Raw genomic sequence first — 15,253 nt, 5'->3', positions numbered from 1 at the left:
CGCGCGGGCCACGCGAGGAAGCACGGGTCCCCTGACATGCGGCTGATCTTCGCTTCGGTCGGCGCGTACGGCCACGTCCTTCCCCTTGTCCCGCTCGCGCTCGCCGCCCGCGACGCGGGCCACGACGTCGCCTTCGCCACGGACCGGGCCTTCCACCCGAAGCTGCGCGAGGCGGGCCTGGAACCGGTGCCCGCGGGCACCACGGTCCGGGCGGCAATCGGCGAGGTGCTGCGGCAGGCGCCCCCGGGCGCCCGGCCCAACGCCTCACCGCAGGCGTTCGGCAGCGTCCTCGCGCGGCGTGCGATGGCCGACCTCACACCGGTCCTGCAGACCGGGAAGACCGACCTCGTGGTGTACGAGGTACTCAACCCGGGTGCCGGAATCGCCGCAGGCCTGTCCGGCGTTCCCGCGGTCTGCCACGGCACGGGACGGATCTCCGAGGCAGCGAACTGGCAGGCCATGAGCGACACGTGGATCGCCACCGCGCGGGAGTCCGGCCTCTCCGTCCCCGCCGCCGACCCCCAGTTCCTCGGCAATCCCTATCTGGACATCTGCCCTCCCTCGCTGCAACGAGCGGAGATCGTCGCCCTGCCGGGTCGGATCCCGATGCGTCCGGCCGCCTGGCGTCAGGGCGCCGAGCTGCCGCGTTTCGTCAAGGACCGCGACACGAGCCGCCCCCTGGTGTTCCTGACGCTGGGCACCGCGTTCGGCGAGGCCGGGGTGCTGCGGAGTGCAATCGACGGCCTGTCACGGCTACGGGCCGACGTCATCGTGTCCGCGGGCGGCAGGACCGCGGCGGCCGATGTCGGAGACGTGCCCGCGAACGTCCTCGTCGAGCAGTGGGTGCCGCAGAGTGATCTGCTGCCGCATGTCGATCTGGTCGTGAGCCACGGCGGGAGCGGCACCACGCTGGAAACGCTCGCGCACGGCCTGCCGCACCTCGTCATCCCGCAGGGCGCCGACCAGTTCGGCAACGCACAGATGGTCCTCGACGCCGGAGCGGGCCGCCGTGTCCTGCCCGCAGACCTCACCCCGGACGTCGTCTTCGAGCGCGCCAGGGCACTCCTGGAGGATCCAGGGGCCGGCGCCGCCGCCGGGCGGCTGCAAGCCGAGATCGCCGGGATGCCGTCCCCCCACGAGACGGTCGAGCGGCTGACCGAGCTCGTCGGCTGAACCGCGCGCAGGACGGTCGGAACCCGGCAGCCTCGACCCACACGGCAGGCCCTCATGACGACGAGTGCTTCGGACCGCGGCTTCGCGGTCCGAAGCACTCGTCGTCATGCTGACACGACCGGCACGGTCGGCGCGTCCGAGGCGGCATCGCCGTGCCGGAAACAAGCCGGGGCCACCCGCCCGTCTGGCCAACGCCCCTCTCGGCGATGCGTTTTGAGAGGGTTTCGGGCCGGGACGTCGAGCGAGCAAGCTGAACACTGGGCCTACAGAACGTCAATTACCGAACGAACCGCGTGTCACATGCCGTGCGGCGGGGGCGACTTGCCTACGCTCCCCGAGCACAAGATCGCCCACGGATACGTCTGAAAAGGGTAATTGACATGTTCAGTAACAAGGCGCGTCTCAGACGCGGCCGACTTCGCGGCCTCGTGGCCGGGCTGGCGATAGCCGGGCTCGCGACCGCCGCGCCCGCCGCCGCGGAGGCCGACACGGCGACCGGCTCCGCGACCACGGTCGCGCCCACTCCTGCCCAGTCCGACTGGCCGTCCGGCGGCGGCGACCTCGGCGACACCCACAACTCGGCCACCGAGACGGCCATCGGCACAGACAACGTCGCCGGCCTGAAGGCCAAGTGGACTTTCACCACGGGTGGCAGCGTCTCGGCCACTCCCACCGTGGTGGGCGGCTTCGCCTACTTCCCGGACTGGGCCGGCAACCTCTACAAGGTGCAGACGACCACTGGCCAGCGCATATGGAGCCACCAGATCAGCGACTACACCGGGTTCTCCGGTGATGTGTCGAGGCTCAGCCCGGCGTACTGGAACGGGGAGATCGTCACCGGCGACGGGGCGCAGACGACCTCCGACACGAACGGGGCGTTCCTGTTCGGCATCGACGCCCAGACCGGTGCCAGGCTCTGGAAGACCCAGGTCGACAGCGATCCGGCGGCGATCCTTACGGGGTCACCGGTCATCGACAACGGTGTCGTCTACGTGGGCGTGTCGTCCAAGGCCGAGAAACTGTCCTCCCCGACCACCTTCCGAGGCAGTGTCGTCGCCCTCGACGCCACAACGGGCGCCGAACTGTGGAAGACGTACGTGGTCCCCCAGGGCTACACCGGGGGCGCCGTCTGGGGCAGCACCCCTGTCGTCGACGAGAAGACCGGGCAGGTCTACGTCGGGACCGGCAACAACTACAGCGTGCCGGACGGGGTCTGCACCTCGCCCGCCGACACGAACTGCTCCCCGGGCGCACCGGACAACTACCAGGACTCCATCGTCGCCCTCGACATGAAAACCGGCGCGATCACCTGGGGCACGAAGACCCTGACCGCCGACACCTGGACGATCGCCCAGCGGTTCGGCGACGACTTCGACTTCGGCACCGGACCGAACCTCTTCACCACGACCATCGACGGCAAGACCACCGACCTGCTCGGCATCGGCCAGAAGAGCGGTGTCTACTGGGCCCTCGACCCGGTCACCGGAAAGATCGTCTGGGACACGGCCGTCGGCCCGGGCGGGAACCTCGGCGGCATCGAGTGGGGTACGGCGACCGACGACAAGCGCATCTACATCGCGAACACCAACACCAGCCACCTGTCCGTCACCATCACCTCGGCGACCGGCCAGACGTCGAGCACCACCGGCGGTTTCTGGGCCGCGCTCGACCCGGCGACCGGGCGGATCCTGTGGGAGACCGCCACCCCTGACTCGGCGTCTCCGCTCTCCTTCGTCTCCAGCGCCAACGGCGTGGTGTACAGCGGCGCCACCAACCCCACCGGCAACAACATGTACGCCCTCGATGCGGCGACCGGCGCCGTCAAATGGGGCTTCCCCAGCGGCGGAGCCGTCCTGGGCGGCGCCGCCATCGTCGACGGATCGGTCTACTGGGGCTCCGGCTACCACACCCAGAGGCTCGGTCCCTTCTTTCCGTCCGACGGTGACAACAACAAGTTCTACGCCTTCTCCCTGCCGCAGACCCGCCCGCAGACGGTCTATGTCTCGCCCACCGCGAGCAGCACGGCAGCGGACACCAGTTGCAGCACGCCCGCCTTCTCCTCGATCAACGCGGCGATCAAGGCCGTGGCCGGCGACGGGCACGTCGTGGTCTGCGACGGCACCTTCAACGAGAACGTAGCGGTCACCAAGCCGCTGAACCTGGAGGCGCGTTCTAACGTCACCATCGATGCCGCGAACCTGGTCAACGGCATCGTCATCAGTGCCCCCGACGTCACGGTCACCGGTTTCACCGTCGTGAACGCCGTCGGCGAGGGCATCCTCATCAACGGCGTCGACAACGCCACGATCAAGAACAACATCGTGTCGAACAACGACAAGGGCACGGGTCCGAACGCGGTGGCCAACTCCTACTTGTCCTGCCAGAGCACCATGGGCGAGCCGGGCGACTGCGGTGGGGGCATCCACTTCCTCGGCAGCTCCGGCAACACGGTGCTGAACAACACCGTCAGCGGCAACAGCACCGGAATCCTCCTCAGCGACGAGACCGGCCCCGCGACAGGCAACACCTTCAGTGGCAACTCGGTGCACGACAACGCCTCCGGAGACGGCTTCGCCCTCGTCTCCCGCAACACCGCCGCGGCGCCCGGAGGGGTGCCCGCTCCCACGGCAGGCGGCGTCTTCGGCAACACCATCAGCAGCAACAACGTGTTCAACAACGGACTCACCGCAGGAGGGGGCGGTGTGACGCTCACCTCCAACGTGGCGGGCGGCGCCGTCTACGACAACACGGTGCAAAGCAACATCGTGACCGGCAACGCCTTCGCGGCCGTCAAGGTGTTCGCCCAGGTGGCCGGGGAGGACCTCAACGGCAACATCGTCAGCGACAACCAGATCGGCACCAACAACACAGCCGGCGACACGGACACGGGCGCGGACGGCGATCCGCAGACCACCGGGATCCTGATAGGGACCGTGGACCCGCTGTCGATCCAGCTCACCGGCAACACCATTGCCAGTGACGTCTTCGGCATCTGGACCCACGGCCCGGTGACGGCCGCGAACGCCGTGACAGCCAACACCTTCAGCAACGTCACCACCCCGCTGTCGACCAACTGAGCCGCCCCTTCCGTACGTCCTGTGCCCTGGTCGGCTCACCAGCCGTCCGGGGCGTGGGAGGGGGGTAGCGGGGAACCGTGCGACCGATCCTCACCGGCCGGGGCAGCCGAGCACAAGACCGCGAGGAGGTGGGCCCGGTGGCGCCGCGGGCGCGTCGGCGCCGAGCGCAACCACGCGGCGGAGCCGCAGATCAGCACAGCCCCGCGCCCCCAGGTGGGCCGGGGCTCGGCTTCAGGTGGGGGCGGAGAGGGCGTCCACCGGGTCGAGGGCGGGTGTGCCGCGCGGCCACCAGTCCGCGCGGCCCGGCTCTGACTCGTACCCGTACCACAGGCCGTCCCGGCCGAGGCGGAGTTGGCGGTGGCCGTGGGGGTGGGTGAGGTGGTTGCGCCAGGGCCGGAACGCGGGGAGGCCGGCCGCCAGGAGTGCGGGGCGGGCGCGGTCGAACCGGCCCGCCGGCGGGTCCCAGGGCTCCTCCAGCACCGCGAGTCCCTCCACACCGCCCTGCCGCCAGGCCGCCACCGCGCGGGCCAGCTCGGCCGTGCTCCGCCCGGTGGCCGCGGCGAGGTCCGCGTACAGGCCCCGGGTGGCGGCCGTCAGGCCCGAGCCGGGGCGTGCCGCCGCGAGCCGTACCGCGTCCTGCCACAGCGTCAGGTCCGCCACGGGGTCGCGGCCCGTGGTGAGCAGCGCGTGCGCACGGGCGGCCGCGTCGGTCGCCAGCTGGTCGAGCGCCAGCGGATCGGGCCCGCCCGGTGCGGCCGGATACGCCGGTGGGTGCTCGGGGGTCTTCGGCGCGGGCAGCGGCGGCGGGAGGGGGCCGGGCCGGGAGGCGTACAACTCCTCGGCGGGCACGCCCGACAACGGCTGCGGGCCGCGGGCGGCCTGGGCGGCGCGGGCGGTACGGGTGGCGTGCCGGCGGGCGAGGGTGTCCAGCAGCTCGCGCTCCCCGCGACCGCGCAGGAGCAGCAGCAGGAACGGGTCCTCGTCGAGCAGCCGCGCGGTGCGGTAGCAGAGGGCGGCGGCGTGCTTGCAGGGGCGGCCCGAGTCGGGGCAGCTGCACTGCGGATCGAGGTCACCGGGGCCCGGGAGCAGACCCGGGCCGTGCTCGGCGAGGGAGTGCGGCAGGTCCTTGTCGAGGAGTGCCGCGATATGGCCGGGGTGCTCGGCCGCGGCGTCCAGGAACTCCTCCCACGCCTCGTCCGACAGCACCCGCACCCGGACCTGGGCGCGGTACGGGCGCGGCCGGCTGCCCTGCACATACGCCAGGAGCCGCCCCGGCGCCACGCTGACCTCCCCCACCTGTCCGCGCCCCGCGTACACCCGCCCCCGGGCCAGCCGTGCGGGATCGAGCGCGCTGCTCTCCAACGCGGCGATCCATGCGTCCCCCCACCAGGTGCGTCCCCCGCCACCTCCGCCACGGCCCACGGCTCCCTCCGGACCGCCACCCGCCGCACCGCCACCGCTCCCGCCCCCGTGCCCGTCCCCGTCCCCGAGCCCGGCCGCGCCGGAGCCGCCGGACGTACCGGTCAGCGGGACGGCACCCGGCGCGCCCGGCTCCCGGGTAGCGCCCGAGTCTCCCGCCCCGCCCGGCCCAGCGGCGCCACTCGGCCCGCCGGCAGCACCCGCCTCACCCGTGGCACCCGGCCCACCGACCGAGTCCGGCCCACCGGCAGCGCCCGCGTCCGGCCTGCCCGTGGCACCCGACCCTTGGGCCGCGCCCGGCTCACCCGTACCGCCCCGCCCACCGACCGAGTCCGGCCCACCAACAGCGCCCGGCTCACCCATACCGCCCCGCCCACCGGCCACACCCGGGCCACCGCCCGAAACCGGCCCCGCAGCCGCCCCCAGGCCACCGCCCGAGACCCGCTCACCGGCCACACGCGGGCCACCGGCCGCATACGGCTCACCAACCGCCCCCGGGCCACCGGCCCCGCCCCGGCCACCGGTGCCGGGGCCGCCCGCGTCACCGGCCCCGGCGGTGCCCGCCGACAGGACGCGCCTGGTGCGTGGCCCGCCGGGAGCCCGGCGGCCGGGGCCGGAGCGGCCGCCGCCGTCGGGTGGCCCGGGAGCCTCGGCGGCGCCGGGTCCGCGGGAGGCCCCGGCTCGTCCGGAGAGCAGCCCGCCCGACTCCGCCAGCGCCCGCCGTGCCTCGCGCAGGGCGCGGCGTGCCTCGTCGGCGGGGCGCCGGGTGCCGGCGGTACCAGGCGAGCTGGGAGTGCCCTTGGTACCGGGCGGGACGCGCGCGCCGGCGGTGCCGGGTGAGCCCGGTGAGCCGGCGATATCGGTGGTACGGGAGGTGCCGGAAGCGCCCTTGGGACCGGATGGGCCATCCGTACCACGCGGGCCGGCGGTGGCGGGCGCGTCGGGGGTGCCGGCGGTGCCGGAGGCGTCGGAGGCGCCTGGGATGCCGGGCGAGCCGGGGGTACCGGCGGTGCGGGAGGTGCCGGGGCCCTCCGGTGGGTGCGGGGGGTGGGAGGTCATGTTGGTCTCCGGAGGGAGACGAGATCCGTCAGTTCACGGTCCGTCAGCTCGGTGAGTGAGGTCTCGCCGGAGCCGAGGACGGCGTCGGCCAGCGCCCGCTTGGCCTCCAGCAGGTCGGCGATGCGGTCCTCCACGGTGCCCTCGGTGATGAGGCGGTGCACCTGGACGGGCTGGGTCTGCCCGATGCGGTAGGCGCGGTCGGTGGCCTGCTCCTCCACCGCGGGATTCCACCAGCGGTCGTAGTGGACGACATGGCCGGCGCGGGTGAGGTTGAGGCCGGTGCCGGCCGCCTTGAGGGAGAGGATCAGCACGGGCGCGGCGCCGCTCTGGAAGCGGTCGACGAGCCGCTCACGCTCCGGGACGGGTGTGCCGCCGTGCAGCAGCGCGGCGGGGACGGCGCGGGCCGCGAGGTGGTCGGCGAGCAGCCGGCCCATGGAGACGTACTGGGTGAAGACCAGGGCGGAGCCCTCCTCGGCGAGGAGGGTGTCGAGCAGTTCGTCGAGCAGCGCGAGCTTGCCGGAGCGGCCCTCCAGCCGCGCCGGAAGGGACTCCTTGAGGTACTGCGCCGGGTGGTTGCAGATCTGCTTCAGGGAGGTGAGCAGCTTCAGCACCAGGCCGCGGCGCGTCATCCCCTCGGCGTCCTCGATCAGCGCCATCGACTCGCGCACCACCGCCTCGTAGAGCGCGGCCTGCTCGCGGGTGAGCGGCACCGGGTGGTCGGTCTCGGTCTTCGGGGGGAGCTCGGGCACGATGCCGGGGTCGGACTTCCTGCGGCGCAGCAGGAAGGGCCGCACGAGCCGGGCGAGCCGCTCCGCGGCGCCGGTGTCCTCACCGGTGACGATGCCGCCCTCGACCGCGCGGGCGTGCCGGGCGCGGAACGACTTCAGGGGGCCGAGCAGGCCGGGTGTGGTCCAGTCGAGCAGGGCCCACAGCTCGGAGAGGTTGTTCTCCACGGGGGTGCCGGTGAGGGCGACCCGGGCGGGGGCGGGGATGGTGCGCAGGGCGCGGGCGGTCGCGGAGTGCGGGTTCTTGATGTGCTGGGCCTCGTCCGCGACGACCATGCCCCAGGGCTGCTCGGCGAGCCGCGCCGCGGCGGAGCGCATGGTGCCGTAGGTGGTGAGCACGAAGCCGGTGTCCAGGCCGGCCAGGCTGCGGCCCTGACCGTGGTAGCGGCGCACCGGGGTGCCGGGCGCGAAGCGGGCGATCTCCCGCTGCCAGTTCCCCAGCAGGGAGGCGGGGCAGACGACGAGGGTGGGCTCCCTCCTGGCCCGGCGCAGATGGAGCGCGATGAGGGTGACGGTCTTGCCGAGGCCCATGTCGTCGGCGAGGCAGCCGCCGAGGCCGAGGGACGTCATCAGGTCGAGCCAGGCGAGGCCGCGGCGCTGGTAGTCGCGCAGGCGGGCGTGGAGTCCTGCGGGCGGGTCCGCGGGCTCGATGCCGGCGGTGAGCCGGTCGCGGAGCGCCAAGAGCGCGCCCACCGGCACCGCGTCGATCCGTTCGCCGTCCATCTCCACGCTGCCGGTGAGGGCGGCGGAGAGCGCGTCCACCGGGTCGAGCAGGCCGAGTTCGCGACGGCGCGCCTTGCGCACCAGGGCGGGGTCGACGAGGACCCAGCGGTCCCGCAGCCGCACGATGGGCCGGTGCGCCTCGGCCAGTGCGTCCATCTCGGCCTCGCTGAGCGGCTCGCCGCCGAGCGCGAGCTGCCAGCTGAACCGGAGCAGGTCCTCGCTCTCGAAGAACGCGGGACCGTCGGCGGCGGAGCCCGGCGCGGGGCGCACCACGGCGGTGGCGGTGAGGTCCTGGGCGAGGTCGCGCGGCCAGTGCACGGCGACACCGGCCGCGCCGAGCCGGGTGGCCGCCGCCCCCAGGAGCTCCGTCAGCTCCTGCTCCGACAGGGCCAGCACGTCGGGGACGGGCTGCTCGGCCAGGCGGGCGAGCGGTGGCCAGACGCGGGCGGCGCGGCGGACCGCCAGTGCCGTGTCGACGCGGGTGCGGGGGCCGAAGGCTGGGTCGGCGGCGCCCTCCCACAGGGCTGCCGCGTCGGCCACGAGCGTGGGGTCGGCGAGGCTGTGCACCTGCACGATCGCCGCTCCCGCGCTGCGCGTCCCGGGCCCGGCTTCGCCTGTGTCCGCTGTGCCTGTCGGGGAGTCGTCGAAGAGGCGGTACGCGGAGAGGTCGAGGCGGAGCGAGATGCGGACGCCGACGTCCATGCCGGCGGCGACCTCGGCCGCCCAGTCCTCGGCCCGGGGCAGCGGCTGGGGCGCCCGCGCGGCGAACGGGGCGCCCGAGACGTGCGGCGCGGCCGGGGTGCGGGGCAGGGTGTCGGCGACGGCGTCCAGGAAGGCGCGGACCAGTGCGCCGGGCTCCGGGACGGCGAGCGGGTCGCTGCCCGGCAGCGGGGTGGGGTGGCCCTCGGGGGGCAGGGCCGCCGCCACGGCCCTGAGGTGGGCGATGTCGTCGGCGTCCAGCGGTCCGGCGCGCCAGGCGTCGTGGCCCTCCGCGGTGAGGCCGGGCAGCAGCCGGCCGCGCGCGATCAGGCGCAGGGCGTGCAGCGCGGCGGCGGACCAGCAGGCGGTGGCCGGGTGGGTGGCGGGGTCTCCGCCGGCGGCGGTCAGCAGCGGGAGGGCGGTGTCCAGGGGGAGGGTGAGGGCGGGGACGGACGCCGTCCGCACGGGGGTGCCGGGGCGGATCACCGTGAGACGGGTGGGGGTGGCGTGGGGGTGCGCCGCCTGTGCGGCCCGCACGGGGTCGAGGTCTCCGGTGGGGTCCCAGAAGGTGAGGCGGCCTTCCCTCGGGAGCGGGGCCGGGGTGAAGACGGCGGGGAGGCGGGTGAGGGCCGGCTGCGCCGGCCCGGGTCCCGGGGGTGTGGGGGCGCGACCCGCGGGGCCCCGGGCCCCCGGGTCCTGGCCCGCGGGGCCTTCCGTCCGCGGTGCGGTGGGCCGCACGGCCATGTGTCTCGCCTCCCTCCCGGATCGTCGGATCAGGTGTCTTCGACTGTACGAGGAGGGTCTGACAATCGGGTCCGTCGCGGGCGGCGGTCGACGCGGAAGCCGGGGCCGCCCCGGCCGGCTGCGTCCGGCTGCGTCCAGACCGTCTGTCCGTTCCGGTCGCTCGCGCAGTTCCCCGCGCCCCCTTGCGGGGGGCGCGCCCGTGCAGGCGGTGCATCCCGGGTTCCCAGGGGCGCGGGGAGCTGCGCGAGCAACCACGACGAGACCCGGGGGTCCTCACCACGCCACGGGGGCAGGAGCCGGCCCGCCCGGCCACCGGCCGATGGCTGGTTCCTCCCGTGCACGCGGCGGAGCCCGCACCGCATGCGCCCGTAAGGCGACTCGCAAGGGCGCGGGGAGCTGCGCGAGCAGCACGACGAGACCCGCGGATCGTCACCACCCGCAGAGGCAGGGGCGAGGTGTCCGGGCGGGCAACCCGCCGCACCACGCCCGCGCGGGGCCTACGGGACGGTGGAGGAGACCACGAAGACCTCCGGGTAGCGCGGGTTGGAGCGGTTGACGACGATCCTCTGGGTGGGGAGAGGGTTCTTCTTGCGGTGGACGAGCCCCTGCCAGTCCGCCGAGCCGCTGAAGTCCCAGCCGGCGACCCTGCGGTCGCGGGCGCTTATGGGCAGGTCCCCCTTCCGCAGTCGCGCGGGGCTCGCGCCCATGGCGGTGAGGAAGGTGTCCAGCCCCTGGTTGGTGGTGAGGAACTGGACGTAGAGGCGGCTGGTCTTCCAGTTGTTCGTCTCGTAGTACGAGATGGCCGCGTGCTGGTGCGGCACCGGGATGTTGTACAGCCGCTGGAGGACCTTGGACGGCGTCCCGGCGGTGAGGCCGGTGGCCGCGTACCGGGCCTGCTTGTCCTTGCCGCTGTCCCGGCTCTGGTTGGCCGAGATGATCAGATAGCCCGCGGGGATGCCGATGAGCAGCACGATGATGCTCAGGGTGAGGGCACGCCTGCGGATCACATGGCGGCGGTTCTCGGGGGGAGGCGGGGGCGCCCCGGGGGGCTGGACGGTCACGGCGGTCCGTTCTGCGGTGTCGGGCTCGGTGGTGCTCATCGCTGGGTCCCCTGGGCCGTGCGGGCGGTGCGGCGGGCCTGAACGTACCGCTCGTACCGCTCGTAACGCTCCACGCGGCGCCGCTTGGCGCGGCGGAACCGGCGGGCCACCAGTCTGGCCAGGTCCGCGGCGCCGACCATGCCGGCCTCGGGCCCGAGCTGGGCGCGTGCGACCCGCGCCTCGGGGCGGTAGCCGCGGCCGGTGAGGTGGCGGCGGAAGGCCTCGCGGGCGGGCCCGATCAGCAGGTCGTCCGCGGCGCTGACGCCGCCGCCGATCACGAAGCAGGACGGGTCGAGCGCGGCGGCCAGGTTGGCGAGGCCGACGCCGAGCCACTGGCCGATGTCCTGGAACAGCTCCACGCACGCCGCGTCGCCCTCGCGCGCCAGCTCGGTGATCAGCGGCCCGGTGATGTCGGGGATGCTGCCCTTGACCCGCTCGATGATGTTGTACGCGACCGGCGAGTCCGCGACGGCCAGCTCCCGGGCCTCGCGGACCAGCGCGTTCCCCGAGCTGTACTGCTCCCAGCAGCCGCGGTTGCCGCACGGGCAGCGGTGCCCGCCCGGCACGACCTGCATATGGCCGAACTCCCCCGCGACACCGTACTTGCCCCGTTTGACCTGGCCGTCCTCCAGGATCGCGCCGCCGATGCCGGTACCGAGCGTGATCATGACGAGGTGGCTCTCGCCGCGCCCGGCGCCGAAGCGCCATTCGCCCCAGGCGGCGGTGTTGGCGTCGTTGTCGACCATCACGGGGACGGCGAGGCGGCCGGAGAGCCGGTCGCGCAGGGGCTCGTTCCGCCAGGACAGGTGGGGCGCGAAGAGCACGCGGTTGCGATCGGCGTCCACCCAGCCGGCCGCTCCGATGCCGACGGCGTGCACGTCGTGCCGGTCGGACAGGTCGAGCACCAGCTCGACGATGGTGTCCTCGACGACCCGGGGGCTCTTGGACTTGTCCGGCGTCTCGGCGCGCAGGGTCTCCAGGATGACACCGTCGGCGTCCACGACGCCCGCCATCACCTTCGTCCCGCCGATGTCGATGCCCACGGTGGGCACGCGGGGCGCCGTCAGGTGGGAACGGCGCTCGCGGGCGCCGACGGTGCGCAGGACGGTGGCCCGCGCTGAGCCGGCGGGGGCACCCCCTGCTCGACCGGCGTGCAGGGCTCGGGTGAGGGCGAGGTCGCGGTAGGTGCTCATCGCGCCGATTGTGCCTCACCCGCCCCGGGGGCCGCATGGCGCACCCGGCTGCGGGCCGCCCGCGCGGCGGACCCGCGCCCCTCGCCCGCATCCCGGCCGCCCGTGCCGCACCGTGCGCGTGCGGTCACCGCGGGTCGGGTCGGCCGGGACCGCACCGCGGGCCGCTACGCGCCGGGGGCGGCGTCCGGGGCGGGGCCGCCGAGGTGGGCCGGGGCGGGGGCGCGCTCCAGCTCGTGGCGGAGGTCGTCCAGCTCGCTGCCGCCCGCCATCTGGCGGGTCAGCTCGTCCAGGGTGATCTCGTCGCGGGTGTGGCTGCCCGCCATGACACCCCGCTTCAGCAGGACGAAGCGGTCCCCGACGAGGTAGGCGTGGTGCGGGTTGTGTGTGATCAGCACCACTCCGAGCCCGGCGTCCCTGGCGGCGGCCACGTATTTCAGGACCACCCCGGACTGCTTGACGCCGAGCGCGGCGGTGGGCTCGTCGAGGACGAGGACCTTGGCGCCGAAGTAGACCGCGCGGGCGATCGCGACGCACTGCCGCTCGCCGCCCGAGAGGGTCCCGATGGGCTGGTCGACGTCGCGCAGGTCGATGCCCATACGGCGCAGCTGGGCGTGGGTGGTGGCGCGCATGAACGGCACGTCCATACGGCGCAGCGGGCCCCACCCCTTGGTGGGCTCGGAGCCGAGGAAGAAGTTCCGCCAGACGGGCATCAGGGGGACGACCGCCAGGTCCTGGTAGACGGTGGCGATGCCGCGGTCCAGCGCCTCGCGCGGCGAGCCGAGCGTGGTCTCCTCGCCCTCGATCCGGAAGCTGCCCGCGTCGTGCCGGTGCAGGCCCGCGATGATCTTGATGAGGGTGGACTTGCCCGCGCCGTTGTCGCCGAGGACGCAGCTGATCTCGCCGGCGTGCACCTCCAGGGAGACGCCTTCGAGTGCGCGGATGTTGCCGTAGTACTTGCTGACGGCGTCCAGCCGGACGAGGGGGGTGCGCTCACCGTCCGCCGGCGCACCGGCGCCCGCCGCGCCGGCCTCCCCTGCGGCCGCGCCCATGCCCGACGCCTCCGCGCCGGCGCCCGAAGCACCCGGACCCGCCGTCTCCGCGCTCCCCGAGCCCACGGCCGCCGCCTCCGCGCTCCCCGCGCCTGCCGCCCCGGAGTCCGTCACACCGTCGTCCTTGGTCGTCATGCCGTCGCCTCCGCGCGCTTGCGGACCCAGGCGTTGAGCAGGGTCGCGAGGAGCAGCATCGCTCCGAGAAAGAACTTGAACCAGTCCGGGTCCCACTCGGCGAAGACGATGCCCTTGCTGGTCATACCGAAGATCAGGGCGCCGACGGCCGAGCCCACCGCGGAGCCGTAGCCACCGGTGATCAGGCAGCCGCCGATCACCGCGGCGATGATGTAGATGAGCTCGTTGCCGACGCCCTCGCCGGACTGCACGGTGTCGTAGGAGAAGAGCAGGTGCTGCCCGGCGATCCAGGCGCCGAGGGCGACGCCCATGTAGAGCCCGATCTTGGTCTTGGCCACCGGGACGCCGACGGCGCGCGCCGCCTCCTTGCTGCCGCCCGCCGCGAAGATCCAGTTGCCGACGCGGGTGCGCAGCAGGATCCAGGTGGCGACGGCCACCAGGACCAGCCACCAGATGATGGTGATCCGGAAGCTGACCCCGCCGACGGTGAACCGGGAGGCGAACAGGGCGCGCGCGGAGTCGAAACCGTCCATGTCGCCGATGGACTTGGTGGAGACCGTGCCGTCGATGAGCTGGGTGAAGCCCAGGTTCATACCGGTCAGCATCAGGTAGGTGCCGAGGGTGATGATGAAGCTCGGCAGCTTGGTGCGGGTCAGCATGAAGCCGTTGAACGCGCCGATCGCCAGGGTCACCAGCAACGAGACGCCGACGCCCACCCAGACGTTCGCGGTCATCTGGTAGCTGAACATCGACGAGACCAGCGCGGACGACGTCACCAGCACGCCGGCGGACAGGTCGAACTCCCCGCCGATCATCAGCAGCGCCACCGGCACCGCCATGATCCCGATGGTGGAGGAGGCGTAGAGGACGGTGCTGAGGCTGGCGGCGCGCAGGAACGAGTCGGCCGCGATCGCGAAGAACACGAAGACGGCGATCGCGCCGACGACCGAGCCGAGCTCGGGGCGGCCCAGCAGCTTGCGCAGCGGCGACCGGCCGATCAGGCGCTCGTCGGTGCCGTCGGTGCCCGCACCGGGGGCGGGCGCCGGGGCTGGGGCGGTCGCGGTCATCGGGTGCCCCGCTTCGCGTACTCGGCGAGCGCGCCGGCGCTGTCCTTGGTGACGATCTGCGGCCCGGTGAGCACGGGGCGGCCGCCGCCCAGCTCGTCGGCGTTGTACTTGTACAGCCAGAGCAGGTCCACGGCCTCGTAGCCCTGCAGGTACGGCTGCTGGTCGACGGCGAAGCCGAGGCTGCCGTCCTGAAGTCCCGAGGCGACCTTGGCGTTCAGGTCGAAGGTGTCGACCTCGGCCTTGCTGCCGGCCTCCTCCTTGGCCTTCACGGCGGTGTCGGCGAACGGGGCGCCGAGCGTGACGACGCTGTCGATGGACTTGTCGGCCTGGAGCTTGGCCTCCACGGACGCCTGCACGTCGGGCATGTTGGTGCCGTCCACGTAGAGGTTGGTCATGGTGCCCTTGAAGTGGTCCTTGGCGCCGGCGCAGCGCTGTTCGAGGCCGACGTTGCCCTGCTCGTGCACCACGCACAGGGCCTTCTTGCGGCCGCGTTTGTTCAGCTCGTCGCCGACTGCCTGACCCGCGATGGTCTCGTCCTGGCCGATGTGGGTGAGGGCGCCGAACTTCCTGGACTGCTCGGCTCCGGAGTTCACGGTGATCACCGGGATGCCGGCCTTCTCCGCGCGGGCCACGGCGGCCTTCATGGCGTCCGGCTTGGCCAGGGTGACGATCAGGCCGTCGACCTTCTTGTCGACGGCGGCGTCCACGAGCTCCGCCTGCTGCTGGGCCTGGTCGTCGTGGGAGTAGAGGAACTTGATGTTGTCCTTGACGGCGGCCTGCTTGGCGCCGCTCTGGACGATGTCCCAGAAGGTGTCGCCGTCCCCGGAGTGCGTGACCATGGCGAACGTCCAGCGGGGCGTGTTGACCGCGGCCTTTCCGCCGGCCGCGGCGTTGCGGGCGTCCTCCGCGCGCTTGCCGCCGTGGCTGCTGCATCCCGCGAGGGAGAGGCCGAGCGCTGTCGCCAGCGCGATGCTTACCCAGCTTCGAAATCGTGCCACGAGGCCGCGCCCCTTCTTCCGTTGCCGTGCCG

The 15,253-nt window shown here is 73.6% G+C and carries 8 protein-coding genes and 1 pseudogene; 2 read left to right on the top strand and 7 right to left on the bottom strand.

Going from position 1 to position 15,253, the window contains the following annotated elements:
* Nucleotides 1-36: 36 nt before the first annotated feature.
* Together ACSMXW_RS30355 and ACSMXW_RS30350 are read left to right on the top strand one after the other, a co-directional pair.
* Nucleotides 37-1,173 carry a glycosyltransferase gene (locus ACSMXW_RS30355; protein ID WP_485801012.1) on the top strand — a complete coding sequence of 379 codons (1,137 nt, stop codon included), beginning with the start codon at nt 37-39 and terminating at the stop codon, nt 1,171-1,173.
* A gap of 380 nt (nt 1,174-1,553) precedes the next feature.
* A complete protein-coding gene (locus tag ACSMXW_RS30350; RefSeq protein ID WP_485801010.1) occupies nt 1,554-4,250 on the top strand; it encodes an outer membrane protein assembly factor BamB family protein in 2,697 nt (898 codons plus the stop codon).
* 231 nt (nt 4,251-4,481) lie between these two features.
* Here ACSMXW_RS30350 and ACSMXW_RS30345 read toward each other — a convergent pair.
* The 7 genes and pseudogenes from ACSMXW_RS30345 to ACSMXW_RS30315 form a co-directional block, all read right to left on the bottom strand.
* Nucleotides 4,482-5,654 (bottom strand): annotated as a pseudogene (locus ACSMXW_RS30345) (SWIM zinc finger family protein); the annotation flags it as partial.
* 1,070 nt (nt 5,655-6,724) lie between these two features.
* The gene (locus ACSMXW_RS30340; RefSeq protein ID WP_485801008.1) at nt 6,725-9,679 is read right to left on the bottom strand and encodes an SNF2-related protein; all 2,955 of its coding nucleotides are present in this window, start codon (nt 9,677-9,679) and stop codon (nt 6,725-6,727) included.
* Nucleotides 9,680-10,176: 497 nt separating this feature from the next.
* Nucleotides 10,177-10,779, bottom strand: a complete 603-nt coding sequence (locus ACSMXW_RS30335) for a sugar kinase (RefSeq protein WP_485801006.1) — start codon at nt 10,777-10,779, stop codon at nt 10,177-10,179.
* Nucleotides 10,776-11,972, bottom strand: coding sequence for an ROK family glucokinase (locus ACSMXW_RS30330; protein ID WP_485801004.1), 1,197 nt, complete (start codon nt 11,970-11,972; stop codon nt 10,776-10,778). Before ACSMXW_RS30330 ends, ACSMXW_RS30335 begins: the two co-directional genes overlap by 4 nt.
* Nucleotides 11,973-12,136: 164 nt before the next feature.
* A complete protein-coding gene (locus ACSMXW_RS30325; protein ID WP_485808422.1) occupies nt 12,137-13,021 on the bottom strand; it encodes an ATP-binding cassette domain-containing protein in 885 nt (294 codons plus the stop codon).
* Nucleotides 13,022-13,152: 131 nt separating this feature from the next.
* Nucleotides 13,153-14,223: an ABC transporter permease gene (locus ACSMXW_RS30320; protein WP_485801003.1), complete on the bottom strand. Its 1,071-nt coding sequence runs from the start codon at nt 14,221-14,223 to the stop codon at nt 13,153-13,155.
* Nucleotides 14,220-15,221 carry a sugar ABC transporter substrate-binding protein gene (locus ACSMXW_RS30315; protein WP_485801001.1) on the bottom strand — a complete coding sequence of 334 codons (1,002 nt, stop codon included), beginning with the start codon at nt 15,219-15,221 and terminating at the stop codon, nt 14,220-14,222. Before ACSMXW_RS30315 ends, ACSMXW_RS30320 begins: the two co-directional genes overlap by 4 nt.
* Nucleotides 15,222-15,253 lie beyond the last annotated feature (32 nt).

The sequence above is a fragment of the Streptomyces sp. DSM 116793 genome, from assembly GCF_057320905.1.
This window is presented reverse-complemented; position numbering and strand designations above follow the sequence as displayed.